Here is a 22,590-nt window from a genome sequence, read left to right as displayed (position 1 = left end):
CGTACCCCCTGCATTTGTAATATACTTATAATACTTTTACAGCATCTAGATGCTATACTGTATATGAGTGTATAAGTATTTAGGCTAAACTGCAATGCTGCTCACTTTGCTCATTTTTACATAGACAGGTGCGGGAGGGAGTAATTTTGAACGAGAAGGCGATTGACATCCATCAGATGGAGAAAATCTTTGGAAATATGGTACATGTAATGGATCAGTCAAAAAATGACATATTTCTAATCAGTGAGCAAAGCCGAAAAAGTTTTGAAGAGATGCAAAGGGAATTAGCTGAAGTGAAAGACAGCATTTCGCATGTCATCACAGAAGGCGATTATTTGGAAGATATGTCACGCCACTCTAGAAAACGCTTAGCGAACGTGTCGAAGAATTTTACTAATTACAGCGAAGACGAAGTGAAACAGGCCTATAGCATAGCAAATGATTTGCTTGTACGCGTCTCCATCAATAAAATGGAGGAAAAGCAAATGCGCGAACGACGTGATGAACTGGAACGCCGGCTTGCACTTCTGCTTTCTACAATTGAAAGGGCTGATCAACTTGTTAATCAAGTAACCACTGTGATTACTTACTTAACATCCGATTTGAAAAATGTAAGTGCGGCACTTGAAACGGCCCGTCACAAGCAGGACTTTGCCATTCAAATTATCCAAGCACAGGAAGAAGAACGTAAAAGACTGTCACGTGATATACATGACGGCCCGGCGCAGATGCTGGCGAATGTCTTGATGCGGTCAGGGTTAATCGAAAAAACATTCGTTCAAAAAGGTCCGGACAATGCACTGCGGGAACTATCCCAATTAAAAGAATCAGTCAGAGGGGCTTTATCTGAAGTACGCCGTATTATTTATGATCTGCGTCCCATGGCGTTGGATGACTTAGGACTTGTCCCAACATTGAAAAAGTATCTATCCACAATTAGTGAATATGAGGCTCCGCTCACCATTCATTTTCATAGCAGCGGTTCTGAAAGAAGATTTGATTCTAATTTTGAAGTAGGAATTTTCCGGATGATTCAGGAATCTGTGAATAACTGCATCAAGCATGCGAAAACAGATGAAATCTGGGTGAAAATTGAATGGATGCGTGATACTGTAAATATACTCGTGAAAGATCAGGGCTGCGGCTTTGATACGAATGAAGTAAAAGAAAAATCATTTGGTTTAATTGGAATGCAGGAACGTGTGGATTTGCTAAAGGGAGAAATGACAGTGAACTCGAATATTGGAGAAGGCACATCAATTCTTTTCCGAATCCCATTAGATGAATAATGATAAGTAAGGTATAGACTTGGAGGAACAGGAAATGGAAATAACAAAAATTTTAATTGTAGATGATCATCAATTATTCCGTGAAGGCGTGAAACGAATCTTGGATTTTGAAGAGTCGTTCGACGTAGTGGCGGAAGGGGACGACGGAAACGAAGTGCTTGGACTTTACGAGCAGAACAAACCGGATGTTGTATTAATGGATATCAATATGCCGCGCATGAACGGCGTGGATGCAACAGAGTTATTGGTGAAAGAACACCCGGATGCGAAGGTCATTATGCTGTCGATCCACGATGATGAGTCGTACGTGACACATGCGCTGAAAACAGGCGCTCTTGGCTATATGCTGAAAGAAATGGATGCAGATGCAATTGTGCAGGCGATTAAAGTGGTCGCTGCCGGCGGCTCTTATCTTCATCCGAAAGTAACGCATAACCTAGTATCCGAGTTCCGCCGTTTGAGCGAGAGAGAGCACAAAGGCTCTTTCCAGCAAAACGACATCCGCCGTCCGCTTCATTTGCTGACGAAGCGTGAATGTGAAGTACTGCAGCTGCTGACAGACGGACAAAGCAACCGGACAATTGGTGAGACACTTTTCATTTCAGAGAAAACAGTCAAAAACCACGTCTCCAGCATTCTGCAGAAGATGAGCGTAAACGACCGTACACAAGCAGTAGTCACAGCCATCAAAAACGGCTGGGTAGAAGTAAAATAAATAAAAAAACGAGAAAGGTCTTTTGCGAAAAAGGCCTTTCAGTTTGTAGATTAACAAGTTTAGTGGTTAGGGCTTTGTGGGCAATAAGTTTTGTCGATATAGGATGGCAGTAGGGGATTTGCGCTTCAGCCGGTACGCTTTCCGGAGGGCCCGCGGTAAGCCGACTTGGTCGCAAGCTCCCCAAAGTCGTCTTACCTGTCGGGCTGATCCTCCCGGAGTCGACCGGCTTACGCTCCAATCCTTATAAAATGTGCAATGTTACTTGGTCTGCTCATTGAATTTATTGCGTGAACTTATTGTTGACCACGATAATTTTATGAGTACTCCAATACAAAATCCTTTGCTTGCAGAATCCACAAGGCTATGAGAAAAGGACTTCTTCATACAAAGTCTTGAAAACAAAGCCAGTTGACCGTAGTGCAGGGCGGCGAAAAGCAAAGATGTGCTCCCAACGCTACGCTTATGCTCGCAAAAGCCGTTCTTCGTTACGGCTCTTCCTGCGGGATTCAGCGCGAGTGATGAGACCCTGGACGGAGCGCCAGCGGAGGAAGCGGATCCGCGCCCCACGGAAAGCGTCCGCCTGGAACGCAGGGAAACGGTATCTTAACCACCTACTCACTTTCTCACTAATTCTTGTCTACAAACTGAAAGGTCTTTTGCAGAAAAAAGGCCCTTTTCTCCGTTCAGGAGGCAGCAATGAAAAAACAATTAGCAGCAGCATCCATCGCCCTAGCGCTAGTATTGGGTGCGTGTAATAAAGCAGAAGAAACGAACCCGAATGATGTGGAAAACGGCGAAGCAGCTCCGGGCAGCGGAGCGATTGATCATGGTGTCGACGATAAAAAAGTCGGCTTCAGCATGTCAGGCGACCAAGTCGAAGAAGCGGCAGATGTGCCAAAAGAGGAAAAAGAAAGCATTCTTTCAGCATTCGACCACTATATCGAAACGCTGAATAATAAAGACGTGGACGGCTATCTTGCTACACTTTCCACAAAAGGCTATGACGAGGCAGAAGAGCGTAAAGCAATGGAAGAAATGCTCGAAACTACAGACATTCAGCGTGAAGCGGACAATAAAACTATCGTAAAATATGCCGAGGAAGAAGCACAGGTATTTTCGACTTTGAAAACAACGCTGATCGACACGGCAAGCGGTGCGGAAAACATTGCAGACGGACGCCAAGTAACCGTCTTCCATAAAGAAGACGGCGCATGGAAAGTATTCTCGATCCACTTCATTGGAGACGATCCGGCGAAGTAAAGTAGAAGGCTGTTGCGGATAGTCATGCAGATGACTGCCTGCAGCAGCCTCTTTTTTATCCTGGCAACTCCAACAAAAATTCCCACCTGAAACTTGCTTGCTTTTCCTGCGTGTACAGATTATAATCGGTATACGAACACTAGTTCTTACAGGAGGCGAAGCACATGCCTTTAATCCCCACGGAAGCATTGCCCTATTTAGAAAATCATATTTACCTGCCTATGCTGCTGACAATTCTTGAAAGAGACCGGCAGCTTGTAGAGCAAATGCCTTTCAAATTAAAAAGCCCTTACCTCAACTTAGTGGACGACACGATGAACGCTGTCAGTGCAGATCTCCAGAAAACTGCGATTTACTTACGCCGGCATAAAATGAAAGTCATCCGCAGATCAACAGATGAATTATTCACTGAATACCTATTTCTGCATGACGGCTACGAAGATTACCGGCGTTATTTGAATGTGCGGCTTCGAAACCGTTCTGAAGAACTCCTGAATCAGTATCTCAGGAAATTGGGGAGTCAGAATGTTTCGGCTCCATGACCATCGAATAGGAACTGCGCAATTCCTCCTGTGCATTATCAAACCGCTGAGAGAGCACATGAGACAATGTCACTTGGCGATACACGGTATTCATTGACGTATTCAACAGCAATTTTGCATTCGTCTTCAGCACGAGAGACACTCCGTCTTTATGCGGGTGGGCATCTTTGACCGCGTGAAAGGCAATCCATGTATTCTGGTGCAGTGATGGTGATAATAAAGGGAAAAACAATAACGGTTTATTATGTGAGTGAGTTAGCATGATGGGTGGTTTATGCCGTTTCTTCAAATCTTTTTTGGAGCTTTCAATGATCGCTTCGAGGTTGGTGCGGTAATGAGCGCAGGAGTCTCGCATGATTTCCAGCGGAGTCTTTTCGACGAAGAACGTTCGGTTGCTTTCAATGACTTGCGTGAAAAAAGGATTAGGATGTTTTCCGCTCAGTAATGCGAAAGTATGAAACGTCACGATATAAGAAGATAAAATCTGTTCATGAACCATAGCATTCCCTCCAGTTTTTATAGGCCGATATACGTATGATCTCATTATATGACAGAAAAATCAAAAATCAACAAGAAAAGTAGAGAAACAAGTAATAAGGTGTATCTTTTTTACTGATTGTGCCCAATGATATACGAGCGAAACGATCCACACTTCAATTAAAAATCCTGCAAAGTCGAGAAACGAAACCCGCACATATTAAATCCACACACTGCCAACATGCACGTGACAGGTTGTCAAGCACATGTTTTGATGAAGAGCCAAGAAGAAAGTGCAAAAAAATGCGGAAGAGAAACAAAAGAAGAGCGATAACAATGGTTGAAAGAGCAAGCTGGAGAGCAAGAGAGTTTACCCTTAATGGGCTAGTATTACGGTTTACTTGAGAATATTATTTTATTGCTGGAGATAAAAATGGTTGATCTATATTTATCGCTAGACCAAGTGACAAAAAATAGTTACTCTCTTATCACAGAAAAGTCCGTGCTATTCTTAAAAAATACATACAAGCAGTACACACGACGTACACAGGAGTCTTCTATACTAGGTTTACATGGTCCAGTTGGAGGTGTAGAAGAATGAAGCCATATTAGTATCCATGTCCCATAGTGAAAGAGGGCGTGGATAGATGCGGAGAGGAAAACCATGAAAAGAAATCTATTGTTAGTTGAAGATGACTTGCTGATGCGTGAGTTTATCACGGATTATTTCAAGAAGGAACAATGGGACGTGTATGAAGCCGGAAATGGTAAACTTGCACTCAAGATTTTTGAAAGACATTCCATTGATCTGATTGTGCTGGACATTATGATGCCTGAACTTGATGGGTTTTCAGTATGCAGGCAGATTCGCAGGAATTCAAATGTTCCAATTATCATGATCACAGCTAGGGCAGATGATGAAGATCAATTGAAAGGGTTCGAGCTTGGTGCGGACGAATATGTCACAAAGCCTTTTAGCCCAAGAGTATTAGTAGCTCGTGCGACTACACTGTTGAAACGAACGGAAGGTACGATCGGTCAAGAGGGAAATCTACTCACCTTTGGCAGGCTGGTGGTCAATAGAATGGCCCATACTGTTTCCTTGGAGGGAAAACCGATATCTTTGGCACCAAAAGAATACGAGTTACTTCTTTATCTTACCAGGCATTATGGAAAAGTGTTGTCACGTGATTCTATTCTGAATGCTGTGTGGGGCTATGATTATGAAGGTGATTTGCGAACGGTAGACACCCATATTAAAAAATTGAGAGCGAAGCTTGGTGCAGAGGGCCGATATATCTGTACAGTCATCCGTGCAGGATACAAGTTCGAGTTGGAAGGATGAGGAGACAGGGGGTCGTCCTTAAACTTTTTGCTGTCACGACTAGTTTGATCTTGATTGTATTTTCAATTGTCATGATTGCAGAAGGACTTTTTTTCGAGCGGTTTTACCGAACGTCCAAAATCCATACTCTAGAGCAGAATATAAGTCGCTTTGAGGAACAATACGACCAAGTAGAACACGATCATCTGAAGTTTTCACGGTTACTCGGTGCATTTATGAATGAGACCGATACGAGTACTTCACTCTTAAATCAAAGGTTTGACCAGATAATTTTCAATCCTTATTTTTTAGTGCTGCAAACAGACCATAAGATCGTCACTGTTCCTTTGCCTACGGACGGAATGGAACATGACGCGCTTCCAAAGGGAATTCAAATTGGCGATCCATTGGTAATAGACGGTATTTTTATGGACGAAGATGATACCGTCATGCAACCTATTACTATTCAGAAGGATCAAACGGAACTCACAAAGGGGTTAACACGGGTGCAAGGGAAGATTATCGATCTGATGGTACCTGAGCATCGCTCATATAACCCCCTCTATCAGGATACGCTGATCGACGAAGCTCTCCAGGAATGGATGCCCAAGTTAGAGCACTATCAATCCCGCTTGCAAGAAGGGGCGGCTGTTCATTTGGAATGGGTAGATAATTGGAGTGGTGTTCCATATGCGATTGTAATTCAACCGCTAGCAACTGATGAGCCTACTGCTCGTTATTTATTTGTCATGACTTCTCTACAACCAGTTGGGGAAGCAGTCGATATACTTAAGAAATACTTTGTCTATTTGGCACCTATGATTCTAGGGCTCGTTACTATTTTGTCGATGATTTATTCCAGAATTGTAACTCGTCCATTAGTTACACTCAATCATGCTGCTGCACGTATTGCTAACCTGGATTTCACTGGAGGCCCTGGAGTTGACTCGAAAGATGAATTCGGAGAGCTGTCCCATAATCTTAATGTGATGTCTCAGAATCTGGACACAGCCTTACAGAAACTGACTAATACAAATGATAAGTTGCAAGCGGAGATAGAAGAAAAACAACGGTCAGAACAACTTCGGAAAGAACTGATTGCTAATATATCGCATGAATTAAAAACTCCATTAGGCATTGTGAGAGGATTCGCGGAAGGATTGCAGGATGGAGTAGCGAATGACAAAAAAGAACGGTATCTGGATCACATTGTAAATGAGACAGATCGGATGAATGCATTAATCATGGATATGCTGGAGCTCTCCAAATTTGAGGCCGAGGCGATTCAATTAACATGTTCAAACTTCTCTATGACAAAACTGGTTCGAAATTTAGTGGATTCGTTCTCTCATCAAATGAAAAGCAGGCGCATTCAGTACAAGTTGAATCATCAAGAGGAACAATACGTCACGGCAGATTCCAGAAGAATCGAACAGGTCATTCTGAATTTAATGAGCAATGCCATACGTCATGCAGTGGAAAACAGCGTCATCACAATTACCATCGATCGGGATTCTTCCGGAAAGATACTTACAGTCATTGAAAACACGGGGTCGCCGATTGCTGAGAACGATTTAAGCAGAGTATGGGACCAATTCTACCGAATTGAGCGCTCTCGAGATCGGAAATCTGGAGGCACGGGTCTGGGACTATCTATAGTCAAACACATCCTGGAGCTCCATCATAGTGAGTTTGGTGTGATGAATACGAATAACGGAGTCGCATTTTCTTTTACTTTATATGAAAGCGGAGGAGAACTACATGAATAACAAAAAATACGGCTATATCGTTTCAGTATTATTCGTGCTTCTTATGACGAGTGGTTGTGCCTCGGGAAAAGAACCTGACGCATCGGATACCATCCATGCGAAGCCATCTGAAACCAATCAAGGCAGTCCTACGAAAGTAGAAGATGCTAATACAGATCCTCAGAAGGAAGTACTCATCATTATTGATCAGACGCCAAAACCGACTGAGGGCAATAGTTTCGATTTCGTCGTGAAGCAGGTACCGGAAGGATTTACGCTAGCTGAAATGGAGTGGAATTCCAAGAAACACCGTATCGTCAATACGGTTCTAGAAGCCAAAGCACATGGTGCTAATGGGGAAGACGGATTTTACATTAGTGGAAACGGACAATTTTCAGGATTTATCTATCCAGACACGATGAGAGGGGATGAAGGAGAAGTTGTCTTCCGATTCACCAATTCGAAAGGTAAAGAAGTAAAGTGGAAAAAGAACTTGACGTTGATGTTTCTAGAAAAAGAGGAGAATGCAGCAGATGGTGTTATTGCTGACGATAAAGAGGCCGTGAAAGCGGAGCCTATGAAGGAAATTCTCGTCATTATTGACCAGACACCAAAACCGACTGAGGGCAATAGTTTCGATTTCGTCGTGAAGCAGGTACCGGAAGGATTTACGCTAGCTGAAATGGAGTGGAATTCCGAGAAACACCGGATTGCCGATACTGTCCAAACAGCAAGGGAGCACGGGGCGAATGGAGAAGACGGCTTTTACATTAGTGGAAACGGGCAGTTTTCAGGGTTCATCTACCCGGATACGATGAAGGGTGAGCAAGGGGAGGTTGTTTTTCTATTCACTGATGGCAAAGGAAAAAAGGTAAAGTGGAAGAAGAATGTAATATTGAATCCCTCAGCAACTTCTCAGAAAGAGAGTAAAAAGGAAGTTGTCGCTGAAAATCCACAAGAGACGCTTGAGATCTATATGCAGGCTATTGCGAGTCAGAATGCCGAAGCAATTGTCGGGTTATATGGAGGGAGCTATCAAGGGCTCAGGAACTTATTTCCTGAAACTGATGCCAATGATAATTATGAATTAATTAAACAGTATCTGGAACTAGGGCCTAAAATATCATTAGAAACGATTTTGAGCAGGACCGAAGTAAGCAAAGGCGTGTATACGTTTGTAGTAGCATTCAAAAATGAAGATGGCACGAGATTCCAGACAAGGGAGTTCGACACGATTACTGCTACTTTTACGTATACAGTTAAAAAGGTCAATGGCAAACTGAAAGTGATGGAACTATCCCCCTACCAAGCTTAAGTTGTGATTCATCAAAAAGAATCTGAAATATAAATGACATCATCAAAAAGGATGATGTCATTTACAAGGAGATTATAACAGTCTAATATTCTTTTACATTAACCATATTTTCTGCAATTAGTTTAAAATCTTTTTCACTTATCTCGAAATGGCCAAGTCGAAAAGAATAACCCCAGTACTTTGTGCTTTTAATAAATGAAAGTTGTGAAATTAATGGACGAATTGACGTTTCTTTACAAGAAATAAAACCAATATTTCTACGGAAAGGTATGAAATCACCCATCTCTACCTGGTAAACATTATCATCAATCACCTTTCCAATAGCAGTGAATTTTTGATGCAGAGTTCTTTCTTTAAAAGTCACCTTTGGAGAATAATAAATAATCCAATCACCAGTGCTCATCTTTTTTAAAGGAGCTTGTTTACCATGACAAAGTTGAGCAAACTCACCCTGAACTGCATCCATCACATGGTCTCGTGAAGCAACGCCAATCCAATATCTTTTATTATGCATCAGAGTTAACACCCACAACTATCAGAAATGTTGACGCCTTGAGAAGAGTCTGAAACAGGGAAGTTCATTTCTTTCCATGCTGCAATCCCACCAGTCAACTCTTTCACTCTATATCCATCTTCTAATAAAAACTTTGCAACTTTGGCTGCAGTGTTACACCAGACATCCCAACAGTAAACAATAATTTCCTTTTCTTTTGGTATTTCATGTAAACGATATTGCAACTCTTGTTGAGGGATAACATTAGCATCCTTAATTGTTAAACTTCTAACGTGAATTGGGCCATTTCTAACATCAATCAAAAAGTATTTATCTGGATTCATTTGTGTTGATTTTAAATAATCCATAGGGCTAATTGTTGCTTCCAAACGTGCATTAAAATAATCAAGCGCGTGCATAAATTTGTTACCTCCCATTTTGTAATGTACTCCAAATTTTAACAAGCATATCCTTTAGCAGTTTTCTTTCCTGATGATTTAAAGGCGCTAAAACTTCTAGTTCCGTATTGAGTAAAAACTCCCAACGTGATTCTAATACATCATTACCTTTTGATGTAAGCAAAAGGCTATAGGACCTTCTATCATTAGGATTCCTTGTCCTCTCCACGAATCCTGAGTTTTCTAAATGATCGATATGACTTACCATTGTCGTCCGATCAATTTGCAGTTTTTCAGAAATGTCTTTTTGTGATGAGTAAGGATTTCCTTCGATAAATAGAAGTACTCCATATTGTCTAGAGTTAATACCATATGCAGCAAGTCCTTCAGCGAACTTGGTTTCCAACTGCTGAACAACCTTTCCAAGTAAAAAGCCATATGATTGGTTCCATTTCTCCAAAATTAATATTCACCTCCAACGATAGTCAGTCGATTATATAATCAGTTTAGCTGATCAATAATTTTATTTCAAGCCTTTTGTTCTTAAAATAAAAATAATGTAGTGAGTTCCTGCATGATTATAGGGAGGGCTGCAACAATGAAGAAATATAATTAGCAGTTTCAGTTGGTGAAAAAGTTTACTTAAATAAATAGGTGTGATTGTCGGTATGATACGCAAAGATATAGTTAACACAATATCGGTCGCGTGTAGTAGTTATTCTATATATTTAACCGAAAAAAGCTGCCTGCCCTTATCAAAAGGCAGACAGCATCAGTTTACGACTGGAATTCAATCGCCGCGGCACCGAGCGTTTTCGCAGCAGCAAGCATCGCTGTTTCATCAAAATCAAAACGCGGATGGTGATGAGGATAGGCATTTTCAGGTTTTGCTCCTGTAAAGAAGAAGGTTCCCGGAACTTTTTCCAGATAGTACGAAAAATCTTCTCCGCCCATCTGCGGCTTCATTTCTTCTACGCCGCGCAGGCCGGGAATCGTTTCTGCCACAGATTTAAGAAACTCTGTCTCTTTTTCGTGATTGACGACTGCAGGATAGCCGCGGGAGTAGTCGACTGTAATTTCACAATTATTCAAGACAGCCGTGCCTTGTACAACCCGGTGAATTTCCTCTTCCATCAGATCCCGCAGTTCCGGCGTGAATGTCCGGACCGTTCCCGTCATTACCGCCTGGTCCGCAATGACGTTAAAGGCATTGTCTGAAATGAATGAGCCGACCGAAAGTACGGCGGATTCAATTGGATCGACACGCCTGGAAACAATCTGCTGCAGGTTCATGATTAACTGTGCGCCGATAACGATGGCATCTTTTGTTTGATGAGGAGCAGCACCGTGCCCGCCGGCCCCCTGGATTGTAATATGGAATTTGTCAGGTGCAGCCATGACCGGACCCGAAGCATAATAAATGACGCCCGACTCGTACAGCGACCATAAATGGGTGCCGAAAATCACGTCGACGCCGTCAAGACAGCCATCTTCTATCATGGAGACAGCGCCGCCTGGAGCAAGTTCTTCTGCATGCTGATGAATAAAAACATATTCGCCTGAAAGATCTTCCCACATTTCATGCATGGCCTTCGCCAGCTGCAGAAGGGCCGCCGTATGTCCGTCATGTCCGCAGGCATGCATCACACCGGGTACTTGAGAAGCGTAGGATGTTTCTTTTTGATCCTGAATCGGCAGTGCATCGAAATCTGCACGCAGCGCGACCGTTTTACCGGGCTTCCCGCCTTTCACTTTCGCGATCAGTCCATTGCCGCCCACACCTGTGCGCACCTCAATGCCCAATTTATTATAAAAATCCGCCAGATAGGCAGCAGTCTTTTCTTCTTTGAACGAAACCTCTGGGTTCATATGCAAATAGCGGCGAATTTCCACCATATCACCGTAGGATTGTTCCAATTTCTCAAACAGCAGTTCTTTCATGATCATTCTCCTTTCTTTTGCCGATAAGTCCAGTCTGTATAGTGTTTATTATAGCAATGAGGCGGAAGGCAAGCAAATCAAGGAATTGAAAGATTCAGACAGCACAAAAAGAGATTTGACGCGTATGTGTCAAATCTCTTCGCTTCTTCCATTCAAATCTCATCAGTCGGTGTAGTGTATGTGGCGGTGTAGGGAGCACTTGTGAAAATATGCAGGGTAGCGCCGCCTTGATCTTTGAAATCACCGGGATTGGAAAGCTGATAGCCGGGTGAATTGTGCCAGAGGTCGTAATGGCGTTTGTCGCTCCACTCCGTCAGAACAATATACGTATCTGAACCGATCGGACGCAGCAGTCTGAAGGCCTGGAAACCGGGCATGTTTACTAATTGATCGCCGGTCATTTTATACTTATGCTCAAAAATCGGTTTCCCTTCATCAGTGACTGCGACATTATCCATTGCAAAATAGCCGTCGTGTGTAAGATCGCCTGCAGTTCCGACGACTTCATATTTTCTCGGCGTCTGGAAAACAGACTTGCCGTTTGTTTCATGGAGCAGAAGCGTGCTGCCGCCTCCATTCATTAAGATAATAGATTCATCAACGTACTGGTCCCGTACTTTTTCCATAAAATCCATCGTTCCGGTTGTCATATAAATATACATAAATCATTTCCTCCTTTGACTAGTAACAGTGTTGTGAACATATGCGTAAAGATTTCTGTCCTGTTATGTATTGTATATAGTAATTAATTCCCCTAAATACTTCAAATCAAACACGGAGTGAGTTTGTTATCGAAGAATGATTGTCTAAAAAATGACGAAGTGCCGCCCGCGGTAAGCACAAAATTATGACAAAGGGGCAATTCGCTATACATTGACTTGTCAACGGTTTATGATGATTAACGGATAATAATTTACTGATTGAATAACGTAAAATAACGGAAAGAGGGTTCGGTGAATATGACAGCGTTTAATGATACATTGCTTCGTGCTGCCAGAGGAGAAAAGATTGAGCATACTCCGGTATGGTTCATGCGCCAGGCGGGACGTTCGCAGCCGGAATATCGTAAAATCAAAGAAAAGTACTCCTTGGAGGAAATCACACATCAGCCTGAGTTATGTGCGTACGTAACGAAGCTGCCGGTTGATCAGTATGATGTCGATGCAGCCATTCTGTATAAAGATATTGTGACGCCATTAGTGGGAATCGGTGTGGATGTAAAGATTAAATCAGGCGTGGGACCTGTCATCTCGAATCCGATCCGATCTGCTCAGGATATCGAAAATCTGGGAGAGTTTTCAGCGGAAGAGCAAGTGCCGTATGTATTAGATACGATCAAACTTCTTACACAGGAGCAGCTGAATGTGCCGCTGATCGGTTTTGCGGGCGCTCCGTTCACGCTTGCGAGCTATATGATTGAAGGCGGACCGTCGAAAAGCTATAACCTGACGAAATCTTTCATGGTATCTAAACCTGAAGCCTGGTTCGCATTGATGGATAAACTTGCGGATATGACGATTACGTATATCCAGGCGCAAGTGGCGGCGGGAGCCAAAGCGGTACAAATCTTTGATTCGTGGGTGGGAGCGCTCAACGTCTCGGACTACCGGATTTTCATTAAGCCGACGATGACGAAAATCTTCACTGAGCTTCGCAAATTAAACGTTCCTTTGATTACATTCGGTGTAGGCGCAAGCCATCTGGCGAATGAATGGCATGATCTGCCTGTTGATGTGGTGGGACTGGACTGGCGTTTATCGGTTAAAGAAGCAGGGGAACGCGGATTGACAAAGACGCTTCAAGGAAACTTGGATCCGTCTATGCTGCTTGCAGACTGGCCGGTGATTGAAGAGCGCGCGAAAATCATCGTGGAGCAAGGCGTCGAACACGGCAGCCATATCTTTAACTTGGGGCACGGGGTATTCCCGGAAGTGAATCCGGCAACACTGAAGCGGCTGACAGCTTTCGTTCATGAGTACAGTGCGCAATTACGGGCAAAATAAAATCAAATTTTTGAGGTGATACAGATGACAAAGAAGAAAATGGGCTTACTTGTAATGGCTTACGGCACACCGAATTCATATGAAGACATAGAATCTTACTATACGCATATCCGCAGAGGCCGTCCGCCGGCACCTGAACAACTGGAAGATTTACGCAGCCGTTATGAAGCAATCGGCGGGATATCTCCGCTGGCACGCATTACGGAAGATCAGGCGAATGCGCTTGGCAGCCATTTGAATGAAGTGCAACATGATATCGAGTTCCATGTGTATATCGGCTTGAAGCATATTGCGCCGTTCATTGAAGATGCAGTCCAGAAAATGCACAATGACGGAATCGAAGAAGCTGTGTCGATCGTTCTGGCACCTCATTTCTCCACATTCTCTGTTAAATCCTATAATGGCCGCGCGCAGGAAGAAGCGGACAAACACGGCATTCGTCTGACATCAGTGGAAAGCTGGTATAAGCAGCCGAAATTTATCGAGTACTGGGCAAATCAGCTGCGCGAGACTTATGGTGCGATGGACGAAGCGGAACGCGAAAATACATGCCTGATTGTATCAGCGCACTCCTTGCCCGAAAAGATCTTGGCAAACGGCGATCCATATGCCGACCAGCTGAAAGAAACAGCAGAGATGATTACAGAGGCAGCAGGCGTAAAAACATACGCGCTCGGCTGGCAGAGTGAAGGGCAGACGGGCGAACCTTGGCTCGGGCCTGATGTACAGGATTTGACGCGTGAATTATTCGAAACAAAAGGCTATCAATCATTTGTCTACACACCGGTTGGTTTCGTGTCGGACCACTTGGAAGTGCTGTATGACAATGATTACGAATGTAAAATAGTTTGTGATGAAATCGGCGCAGCGTATCACAGACCGGCCATGCCGAATACGGATGCTTTATTCGTAGATGCGATGGCGGATGCGGTGCTCGATAAATTGAACGAAGCGAATTAAATGCAGCAGGATCGGAGTGACGGAGGACATGAGTGAACGAAAAAAAGCAGTCATCATCGGTGGAGGCATTACAGGACTCTCAGCGGCTTATTATATGCAGAAGGCAGCTGAAGAACAAGGATATCCTCTTGATATTACCTTGATTGAAGCGTCAACTGAACTGGGCGGGAAAATCCAGACAGTCCGTCGAGACGGCTATATTATCGAACGCGGTCCCGACTCCTTTCTGATCCGTAAGAAAAGTGTTGATCAGCTGGCGGAGGATCTTGGCATCGCTGATCAGCTCGTGCGAAATGCGACAGGGCAGGCCTATATTTTACTGCAGGATGAAATGCATCCGATTCCTGCGGGTGCGGTAATGGGCATACCGACAGAAATCAAACCTTTCATTACGTCGGGGCTGTTCAGTCTGACGGGCAAACTTCGTGCGGCAGGGGATTTTGTGCTGCCGAGGTCTGAAGTAACGGGCGATCAGTCGCTGGGCCACTTTTTCCGCCGCCGCTTCGGGACAGAAGTAGTGGAAAATCTCATTGAGCCGCTGCTGTCCGGTGTGTATGCCGGCGATATTGACCAAATGAGCCTGGAATCCACGTTTCCGCAATTCTATGAAGTGGAAAAAAAGCATCGCAGCCTGATTGTAGGCATGAAGAAAACAACGCCTAAACAATTGCCGCAGAAAAACAGCCACAGTTCCAAAAAGGCAGGAGCATTCCATACGTTCCGAAATGGACTGGAATCGGTAGTGGAGGCGCTTGAAGAACAGCTGGCTGATGTGGAAATTTTAAAAGGCACACGTGTGATGAAGCTGAACAAGCAAGACGGCCGGGCCATTTTGAAGATGAGCGATCAGCAGCAGATAGAAGCGGACGCCGTCATTTTAGCCACGAGTCATTCCGTTGCGAGTCAGCTGTTCGAGCCGTACGGTTTATTGCAGGAACTCGGTACGATCCCGACGACTTCTGTCGCGACGGTAGCACTCGGTTTTCCAAAGGCAGCAATGAAACGTGAAATAGACGGCACGGGATTCCTTGTGCCGCGCAGCAGTAATTATTCGATTACCGCGTGCACACTCGTTGACCGCAAATGGCCGACTACAACGCCAGATGATAAAGTATTAATCCGCGCGTTTGTCGGACGCCTAGGGGAAGAAGCGATCGTTGATTTGCCGGACAGCGAAATCGAGAAAATCGTCTTGGAGGATCTGCGCCAAATTCTTGACCTGGAAGGACAGCCCGAATTCTGTGTGATCACACGCTGGAAAGATGACCGGCCCCAGTATCGGGTCGGACATAAAGAGAAGATTATTCGCGCACGGCAGGAACTTCAGACGCAGTTCCCGATGGTACAGCTGGCTGGGGCGTCATATGACGGCGTCGGCTTGCCGGATTGTATCGATCAGGGAGTCGAGGCGATGGAGAATGTACTGTCGCAGCTTTTTACTGAATAAGAACCAGGCTGTCCGGCAAGTCATTGAATGATGACTTGCCGGACAGCTTTTTTCGTTTGGACATTTTCTGGTTTTTTGGCCGGATGATCATTGGATTGTGTCAGGTGATCATAGTCCGTGCTGGAATGATCATACAGAGTGGCCGTGCGCTCATTGGGGTCTGCGGAGTGATCATGGACGCCGGCGCTGTGATCATGCTGCCCCGCAGGTGATCATAGCCTGTGCTAAATGTGCGGTGGACCAGCGGATTGGCTCGCAGAACGGGGTGAATGGCGCGCGATGACGCCGGTAACGCGCGGCAAACGCAGCCTTTGGTTCGCGGCAGCGGCTTTTAGGTGCGGTTGAATGAATGATTCGCTCGCTGCCGCCGCTGTTTCGCGCGGCAGTGCACAGTTTTCGCGCGCTGGCGCTGAATTTAGGCATAAAAAAAAGCGAATATCGAAATATCCGCCGAATGAAAGTTTTATTTATTTTACGTTGCAGTGATCACAGTGATTAGAGTAGCACTCGTGCTGCTCTTCGATGTCGTTTCCACATGTTACACAAACCTTCGCCGGCAAGTTTCTGAAAAACTCTACAATACTTTCTACCATAATATATACATCCCCTTTGGTTGTTGTTGTATAACTCCTTGCTATATTCATAGTGTATTATAACAGGGTGTAAAAGTCAACACTCGCCATAAATTTCTGTTAAACTGGATTCAGGCCTTTCGTGACGCGCTTCAGTGAGGTTTTAGAGGTTCTGAATTGTGAGAATTCATTAAAAATAAATGTGACAAAATTGTGAGGAGTGTGCAAATATGAAGTTTATCGATAATAAAGGCATTACAGATCCGCGGATTAACCTGGCGATTGAGGAATATGTGCTGCAGACGATGGATGTGGACAAGGATTCGTACTTGCTGTTCTATATCAACGAACCGTCCATCATTATCGGCAAGAATCAGAACACAATTGAAGAAATCAATACAGAGTTTGTGGACAGCGAAGGAATCCATGTGGTGCGCAGGCTGTCCGGCGGCGGGGCGGTGTACCATGACCACGGCAACCTGAATTTCAGTTTTATTACGAAAGACGACGGCGAGTCCTTCCGTAATTTCAAGAAGTTTACGGAGCCTGTAACAGATGCGCTGGCGAAAATGGGTGTTAAAGCGGAATTGCAGGGGCGCAATGATATTCTGATCGACGGCCGGAAAATTTCCGGCAATGCACAGTTTGCAACGGGCGGCCGGATGTTTAGTCATGGAACTTTGCTGTTTGATACAGACATGGAAGGCGTCGTCAACTCGCTGAAAGTGAAGAAAGATAAAATCGAGTCGAAAGGCATTAAGTCCATTCGCAGCCGTGTAGCGAATATTTCGGAGTTCCTGGAAGAGCCGATTTCAATTGAGCAGTTCAGACAGGAAATCCTCAACTCGATGTTCGACGGCGAAGAACATATTGAATACCGTGAACTGACGGATGAAGACTGGAATAAAATTAATGAGCTGTCGGCAGAACGCTATGGCAACTGGGACTGGAATTACGGGCGCTCACCGAAATTCAATGTCCAGCAGTCGAAACGTTTTCCTGTCGGCGGCATCGATGTGCGCTTGCATGTGGAAAAAGGAATCATTGAAAATATACATATTTACGGTGACTTTTTCGGCGTCGGGGAAGTGCAGGAGATTGAACAGAAATTAATTGGCGTGAAGTACGAGCGTCAGGCGATTACAGAAGCTCTGGAATCAATGGATGTCGAGAAGATTTTAGGCGGTATTCAGCTGGACGAGTTTGTCGGTTTGATTTATTAAGGAGAACAGGAGCGCGTGTCTTTCGGGGCATGCGCTTTTTTCGAGTAAGGGTCTGAATTTATCCGGACGGCTAAATACGTTATACTTATAGCAACAGGAAAGTGGGGGATTGCGGTGAAACATCGGATTTTCATTGTGGAAGATGATCAGAAAATTGCACAGCTGCTGGCGGGGACGCTCGAGAAGTATCAGTATGAAGTGGCCATTATAGAAGACTTCGACAGAGTGGTGGAGGAAGTCACGGCGTATAATCCGCATTTGGTGCTGCTCGATATTAACCTGCCGATTTACGACGGCTACTACTGGTGCCGCCAGCTTCGGCAGCATACGATGTGTCCGATCATTTTCATTTCGGCACGGTCGGGTGATATGGATCAGGTATTTGCGCTGGAAAATGGCGGAGATGATTTCATTACGAAACCGTTTCATTATGAGATTGTGCTGGCGAAAATTAAAAGTCATTTGCGGCGTTCGGTGGGGGAATATTCGCCGAATCAATCGGAACGGATCATCGTGTCCGGAGATTTGACATTATACATAGAGCGGATGGCGCTGCAAAAGGGCGACGAAGAGATTCCGCTGCAGAAAAAGGAATGTGTCATTCTGGAATTATTGATGGGCGAGTCGCCGAAAGTGGTTTCGCGGGAGCGGCTGCTGGAAGAATTATGGGATGATCAGTCGTTTGTCGATGAAAACACACTCAACGTCAATATGGCGCGGGTGCGCAAGAAACTGTCGGATTACGATGTGAGCTCGTGGATTGAAACAGTCCGCGGCGCAGGCTATCGATTTGTACCGGAGTCTGAAGCGTAATGAAAGCGGTTATGCTGTTCGTTAAAGAACATGTCCCGTTCATGCTGTTTCAGGTAGGACTGGTACTGTTCATTTTGCTGCTGTACTGGCTGGATGGTTTTAGGAATCCGAACACCGCCATTTATTCAGTGGCGATGAGTATGCTGCTGACTGCTTTTTATTTGACGGGAAAATTTATTATGCGGCGGTCGTTCTATGCAGCGATTGTAGACAAGCCGCAGAAAATGGAAGATGCGCTCATCCGGCATGTACTGACGCCGGAAAACCGCAAGACGACGGAATTCACGCGCGAATTGTACCGCCTGTATCAGCATGAAGTCCAGAATCTGTATAATGTCCAGCACCGCCACTTGCATTTCATGAATCAGTGGGTGCATCAAATGAAAACGCCGATTTCGGTCATTAATTTGCTGCTGCAGGAAGAGGAAGTAGACAAGAAAAGTGTCGGGCAGGAAGTCGAAAGGATCCGTTTGGGTCTCGAAATCGTCCTGGTGAATGCACGGCTTGAAACGTTTGAGGACGATATGCAGATCGAGCGACTGCCGTTAAGGACTTTATTGCAGGAAGTGCTGAATGAAAATAAGCGGCTGTTCATTGCGAACGGTTTATTTCCAGTACTGAATGTAGACGAGCAGCTGACGGTCGCGACCGATCATAAATGGATCAAATTCATGCTCAATCAATTTATCACAAATGCGGTAAAATATACGTTTGAAAAAGGCAAGAAAATCTATGTAACGGCCAATCAGCGAACGGACGGCCTGCTGCTCGAGATTACGGATGAAGGAATAGGCATTCCCGCGTCCGATCTGCACCGGGTGACGAAGGCGTTCTTCACGGGAGAAAATGGCCGGCTGTCCGGTGAATCTACCGGGATGGGTCTTTATATTGCGTCAGAAGTCTGTCAGCGTTTAGGCCATGAACTGACGATCTCATCGAAGCAAGGGGAAGGTACGACGGTGGCCCTATTATTTACAGACGGAGAGGCGGGTGAACAGCCGAATGAACGGTCAAATGAGGAAACCGGTCGTTAAGATGGAGGAAGTCACGAAAATCTACGAAGGCAAAGTGATGCACCGCGCGCTGAATCAACTGGATTTTGACGTGCAGGAAGGCGAATTTGTCGCGATTATGGGACCTTCTGGGAGTGGCAAGACGACACTTTTGAATTTGCTGATGGCGACGGATATTCCGACGTACGGCAGAATTCTCATTGGCGGCGTCGAACCCGAAACACTCAGTCAAAATGAAATTGCGCTGTTCAGAAGGCGCCAGATCGGCTTTGTCTTTCAGGAAATCAATTTACTGCAAATGCTGACAGTGGAGGAAAACCTAGTGCTGCCGCTGACGCTCGACGGTCTGCCTGTCCATGAAATGAAAGCGAAAGTAGAGGATATGGCGCGCAAACTGCGTCTGGAGGATATTTTGGAGCGCCGTCCGGATGAATTGTCTGGCGGACAGGCGCAGCGCACCGCAATTGGCCGCGCTCTGATTCACCAGCCGAGCATTGTACTGGCGGATGAGCCGACAGGAAACCTGGATTCGAAATCGGCAAAAGACGTGCTCGAGCTGCTCGAACATATTAATCAGCATGAAAAGACAACGATCATCATGGTGACACATGATCCGATCGCCGCAAGTTATTGCGACCGTGTGCTGTTCATTAAAGACGGCGAATTTTTCAATGAAATTTATAAAGACGAGCGCCGTCAGACTTTTTTCCAGCGCATCCTGAATGTGCTGTCATTACTTGGAGGCAATGTAAATGACTTTTCGTCAGTTCGCTTACCGTAATGTCGTCCGGAATCGGCGGGTGTACGCAGCATTTTTCATGGCCAGTGTGTTTTCGGTCATGGTGTTTTTCCTGTATTCGATGCTGCTGTTCCACCCGTCGATTGAAAATACGTTTTTGAAAGAAATTTCAGCACTTGGAATGGGAATTGCCGAATTAGTCTTGTTCATCTTCACGCTGTTTTTCCTGTTCTACTCGATGCGGGCCTTTCTGCAGGCGCGATCGAAAGAGTTCGGGGTGCTGTTATTGCTCGGCATGGCGAAACGGCAGCTGCACCGGCTCATTTTCATCGAGACCATGCTGCTCGGTTTCGCTTCGATTTTAACGGGGATTTTCATTGGCTTTATGTTCTCGAAATTCTTTTTCATGATTGTGAAAGCAATTGTGCAGATTCCGGTGCTGCCGCTCTATCTGTCATGGAAACCATTTGGACTGACGATGGGGGCGTTCCTCAGTTTGTTCGCCATCATTTCCTATATTGCGCCGGTATTCATTCAGCAGGGAAAGATTTCCGATCTGCTGCACGGCGATACGGCAGTCCAGTCGGTTTATATGTATTCAAAAAGCCGCGGCATTTTCGGCGTGATTTTGCTGGTGCTGGCTTATGCGATGGCCGCTTTCGTCTCACGCTCAAGCATACTGAGCCTGTTTTTCCTGCTGCCGCCGCTTATTACGTTTGGCACGTACTTCTTCTTTACAGATACACTGCCGCTCATTTTGCATACGCTGCGCAGCCGCAAGAATATTTTCTGGCGTGATTTCTGGATGATTTCCATCTCAGAAAGCATCGTGCGTCTGAAAGAAAATGCGCGGATGTTTTTCATTGTCACGATTGTCTCGACGATTGCTTTTATGTCCGTCGGAATCCTGGCTTCCTTGACGTCATTCGCCTCTCAGTACAGGGAAGTGAATCCGCTCGGGCTGGTGTACAAAAGTCTGCCGCATAATGAATTTGAACACCGCCATATCGCGCAGCTGACAAGTGAACTGGAGCAGGAAAACCTGGATTACTTTGCTGTGCGTTTCCGGGTTCTCGAACAGCAGTCTTCCTATACGCAGAACAGCGTCAATATTGTCAGGCTGGCGGATCTTAATGAGCTCGCCGCTTCATTCGGCCAGCAACCGCTTCAGCTGGAGCAGGGGCATGCGATGTTCCTGCCGGCAAGTGCATCCGCTGCCGGGCAGCTGTCGAATACCACCGTCAGTACAAAGCTTGCGGAAAGCAATCTGCTGCTAAATGTTGAAGGCGTTTATCCGTATAAATTATTCCCACCCAACGCGATGGGACTCAACACCATCGTGCTCAATCATCTGGATTTTGACCGGGTGGAAGAGCAGACGAAAGGCTCGGCTTTATCCTTTACGTATTACGCATTCAATGTGAATGAATGGCAGAAGACGAAAGATATCGGATTGTCGATTAATGCCCAGGTGCTGGCGGGGCTGATGCTGGATGACCGGGACCCGGTGCGTTTTGAGTTTGAGAATCCGGGGTTGAATTATTCTCATATCCGGATGACGTTCTCGCTGCTGCTGTTCATTGGACTGTTGCTGGCGGGCGTATTTTTCCTCGCATCCGGCAGCTTTATCTATTTCCGGCTGTACACGTCACTCAGCCACGACCGCAGGCAGTATGCGGTGCTGCAGCGGATCGGCATGACGGACCGCGAGTTCAAGAAGATCGTCAACCGCCAGTTAATCCCGCAGTTTTTCTTTCCGTGGGGCGTGTCGTTCATCCATAGCGTTTTCGCCTTCCTGTCACTGCAGGTGATCTGGGAGGCGCTGGCGGAGATTTCGATAGTGAAGGAGTTAACATTGGTGCTGGCGGGCTTTGCGCTGATGCAGGTGCTCTACTTCTACCTCATCCGCTGGCGCTATATTTCACATATCAAGGCACCTACTTCTTAAGTGGGTGTTTTTTTCGTGTTACGACTTTTATGGAGTTATAAGATAGTGTAGCGGGTACGTGGCAAGGGATTTAAAGCAAAGATGTGCTCCTAACGCTTCGCTTTTACTCGCAAAAGCCGTTCTTCGTTACGGCTTTCGCTGCGTGCGGGGACGCTTTCCGCGGGCATGGCTGGAGCCTCCTCGTCGCTGCGCTCCTGCGGGGTCTCCAGCTCATGCTATTCCCGCAGGAGTCGCCCCGCTCTCCGCTTCAATCCTACATCTCTTGCGTAAGTACTTTATAAGTGTATGATAGCTGTCTAAAATCTGAGAAGTTTAGGGAATCTCGTAGTATATCAAGTATTCATGGCTCATTAGCAAAGTTCCTGCGGGT

At 45.4% G+C, this 22,590-nt stretch carries 22 protein-coding genes; 15 read left to right on the top strand and 7 right to left on the bottom strand.

Annotation, left to right across the window (positions count from 1 at the left end; all coding sequences use genetic code 11):
• Window positions 1–143: 143 nt before the first annotated feature.
• The 4 genes from GDZ68_RS12810 to GDZ68_RS12795 all read left to right on the top strand — a co-directional run bounded on the left by GDZ68_RS12810 (window position 144) and on the right by GDZ68_RS12795 (window position 3,806).
• Entirely contained in the window at window positions 144–1,289 is a 1,146-nt protein-coding gene (locus GDZ68_RS12810; protein WP_376776799.1) for a sensor histidine kinase, read from the top strand.
• A gap of 40 nt (window positions 1,290–1,329) precedes the next feature.
• Complete coding sequence (locus tag GDZ68_RS12805; protein WP_153722713.1) at window positions 1,330–2,004, top strand: response regulator; 675 nt, start codon at window positions 1,330–1,332, stop codon at window positions 2,002–2,004.
• Window positions 2,005–2,700: 696 nt separating this feature from the next.
• Window positions 2,701–3,264 (top strand): nuclear transport factor 2 family protein, encoded by a 564-nt coding sequence (locus GDZ68_RS12800; RefSeq protein ID WP_153722693.1) that lies wholly within the window; start codon window positions 2,701–2,703, stop codon window positions 3,262–3,264.
• A 164-nt stretch (window positions 3,265–3,428) separates the two neighbouring features.
• Window positions 3,429–3,806: a hypothetical protein gene (locus GDZ68_RS12795; protein WP_153722692.1), complete on the top strand. Its 378-nt coding sequence runs from the start codon at window positions 3,429–3,431 to the stop codon at window positions 3,804–3,806.
• Here the strand turns inward: GDZ68_RS12795 and GDZ68_RS12790 are convergent.
• Window positions 3,769–4,305 (bottom strand): competence protein ComK, encoded by a 537-nt coding sequence (locus GDZ68_RS12790; protein ID WP_194841157.1) that lies wholly within the window; start codon window positions 4,303–4,305, stop codon window positions 3,769–3,771. The genes GDZ68_RS12795 and GDZ68_RS12790 overlap by 38 nt on opposite strands.
• Window positions 4,306–4,947: 642 nt before the next feature.
• Here GDZ68_RS12790 and GDZ68_RS12785 point away from each other — a divergent pair.
• The 3 genes from GDZ68_RS12785 to GDZ68_RS18105 are packed head-to-tail and all read left to right on the top strand — an operon-like array spanning window position 4,948 to window position 8,670.
• On the top strand, window positions 4,948–5,628 hold the full coding sequence (locus GDZ68_RS12785; protein WP_153722690.1) for a response regulator transcription factor: 681 nt from the start codon (window positions 4,948–4,950) through the stop codon (window positions 5,626–5,628).
• Window positions 5,625–7,376, top strand: coding sequence for a sensor histidine kinase (locus tag GDZ68_RS12780; protein ID WP_153722689.1), 1,752 nt, complete (start codon window positions 5,625–5,627; stop codon window positions 7,374–7,376). Before GDZ68_RS12785 ends, GDZ68_RS12780 begins: the two co-directional genes overlap by 4 nt.
• Entirely contained in the window at window positions 7,369–8,670 is a 1,302-nt protein-coding gene (locus GDZ68_RS18105) for a hypothetical protein (RefSeq protein WP_194841156.1), read from the top strand. The genes GDZ68_RS12780 and GDZ68_RS18105 overlap by 8 nt, the downstream gene beginning before the upstream one ends.
• 82 nt (window positions 8,671–8,752) lie before the next feature.
• On the opposite strand, the gene GDZ68_RS12770 is transcribed toward GDZ68_RS18105, so the two are convergent.
• The 5 genes from GDZ68_RS12770 to GDZ68_RS12750 all read right to left on the bottom strand — a co-directional run bounded on the left by GDZ68_RS12770 (window position 8,753) and on the right by GDZ68_RS12750 (window position 12,164).
• Window positions 8,753–9,184, bottom strand: a complete 432-nt coding sequence (locus tag GDZ68_RS12770) for an EVE domain-containing protein (protein ID WP_153722688.1) — start codon at window positions 9,182–9,184, stop codon at window positions 8,753–8,755.
• A 5-nt stretch (window positions 9,185–9,189) separates the two neighbouring features.
• Complete coding sequence (locus GDZ68_RS12765) at window positions 9,190–9,600, bottom strand: rhodanese-like domain-containing protein (protein WP_228551096.1); 411 nt, start codon at window positions 9,598–9,600, stop codon at window positions 9,190–9,192.
• Complete coding sequence (locus tag GDZ68_RS12760; RefSeq protein ID WP_153722687.1) at window positions 9,590–10,021, bottom strand: MarR family winged helix-turn-helix transcriptional regulator; 432 nt, start codon at window positions 10,019–10,021, stop codon at window positions 9,590–9,592. Before GDZ68_RS12760 ends, GDZ68_RS12765 begins: the two co-directional genes overlap by 11 nt.
• Window positions 10,022–10,338: 317 nt before the next feature.
• On the bottom strand, window positions 10,339–11,502 hold the full coding sequence (locus tag GDZ68_RS12755) for a M20 family metallopeptidase (RefSeq protein WP_153722686.1): 1,164 nt from the start codon (window positions 11,500–11,502) through the stop codon (window positions 10,339–10,341).
• Between the two features lie 152 nt (window positions 11,503–11,654).
• Window positions 11,655–12,164, bottom strand: coding sequence for an antibiotic biosynthesis monooxygenase family protein (locus tag GDZ68_RS12750; protein ID WP_153722685.1), 510 nt, complete (start codon window positions 12,162–12,164; stop codon window positions 11,655–11,657).
• Between the two features lie 297 nt (window positions 12,165–12,461).
• On the opposite strand from GDZ68_RS12750, the gene hemE reads away from it, so the two are divergent.
• From hemE to hemY, 3 genes are read left to right on the top strand one after another with little or no spacing between them, the layout of a single operon-like run.
• Window positions 12,462–13,505, top strand: a complete 1,044-nt coding sequence (gene hemE, locus GDZ68_RS12745) for a uroporphyrinogen decarboxylase (protein WP_153722684.1) — start codon at window positions 12,462–12,464, stop codon at window positions 13,503–13,505.
• Between the two features lie 24 nt (window positions 13,506–13,529).
• A complete protein-coding gene (gene hemH, locus GDZ68_RS12740; protein ID WP_153722683.1) occupies window positions 13,530–14,465 on the top strand; it encodes a ferrochelatase in 936 nt (311 codons plus the stop codon).
• 28 nt (window positions 14,466–14,493) lie between these two features.
• Window positions 14,494–15,912, top strand: a complete 1,419-nt coding sequence (gene hemY / locus GDZ68_RS12735; protein WP_194841155.1) for a protoporphyrinogen oxidase — start codon at window positions 14,494–14,496, stop codon at window positions 15,910–15,912.
• A gap of 467 nt (window positions 15,913–16,379) precedes the next feature.
• Here the strand turns inward: hemY and yhfH are convergent, their stop codons facing one another.
• On the bottom strand, window positions 16,380–16,505 hold the full coding sequence (gene yhfH / locus GDZ68_RS12730) for a protein YhfH (protein WP_153722681.1): 126 nt from the start codon (window positions 16,503–16,505) through the stop codon (window positions 16,380–16,382).
• A 209-nt stretch (window positions 16,506–16,714) separates the two neighbouring features.
• Between yhfH and GDZ68_RS12725 the strand changes: the two genes are divergently transcribed.
• The 5 genes from GDZ68_RS12725 (at window position 16,715) to GDZ68_RS12705 (ending at window position 22,220) form a co-directional block, all read left to right on the top strand.
• Window positions 16,715–17,707 (top strand): lipoate--protein ligase, encoded by a 993-nt coding sequence (locus GDZ68_RS12725; protein ID WP_153722680.1) that lies wholly within the window; start codon window positions 16,715–16,717, stop codon window positions 17,705–17,707.
• Between the two features lie 114 nt (window positions 17,708–17,821).
• Complete coding sequence (locus GDZ68_RS12720; protein WP_153722679.1) at window positions 17,822–18,520, top strand: response regulator transcription factor; 699 nt, start codon at window positions 17,822–17,824, stop codon at window positions 18,518–18,520.
• Window positions 18,520–19,554 carry a sensor histidine kinase gene (locus tag GDZ68_RS12715; RefSeq protein WP_153722678.1) on the top strand — a complete coding sequence of 345 codons (1,035 nt, stop codon included), beginning with the start codon at window positions 18,520–18,522 and terminating at the stop codon, window positions 19,552–19,554. Before GDZ68_RS12720 ends, GDZ68_RS12715 begins: the two co-directional genes overlap by 1 nt.
• The gene (locus GDZ68_RS12710; RefSeq protein WP_228551095.1) at window positions 19,523–20,314 is read left to right on the top strand and encodes an ABC transporter ATP-binding protein; all 792 of its coding nucleotides are present in this window, start codon (window positions 19,523–19,525) and stop codon (window positions 20,312–20,314) included. Before GDZ68_RS12715 ends, GDZ68_RS12710 begins: the two co-directional genes overlap by 32 nt.
• Window positions 20,286–22,220 (top strand): FtsX-like permease family protein, encoded by a 1,935-nt coding sequence (locus GDZ68_RS12705; protein WP_153722677.1) that lies wholly within the window; start codon window positions 20,286–20,288, stop codon window positions 22,218–22,220. Before GDZ68_RS12710 ends, GDZ68_RS12705 begins: the two co-directional genes overlap by 29 nt.
• Window positions 22,221–22,590 lie beyond the last annotated feature (370 nt).

Source organism: Sporosarcina cascadiensis (assembly GCF_009650995.1).
Taxonomy (GTDB): Bacteria; Bacillota; Bacilli; order Bacillales_A; family Planococcaceae; genus Sporosarcina; species Sporosarcina cascadiensis.
This window is presented reverse-complemented; position numbering and strand designations above follow the sequence as displayed.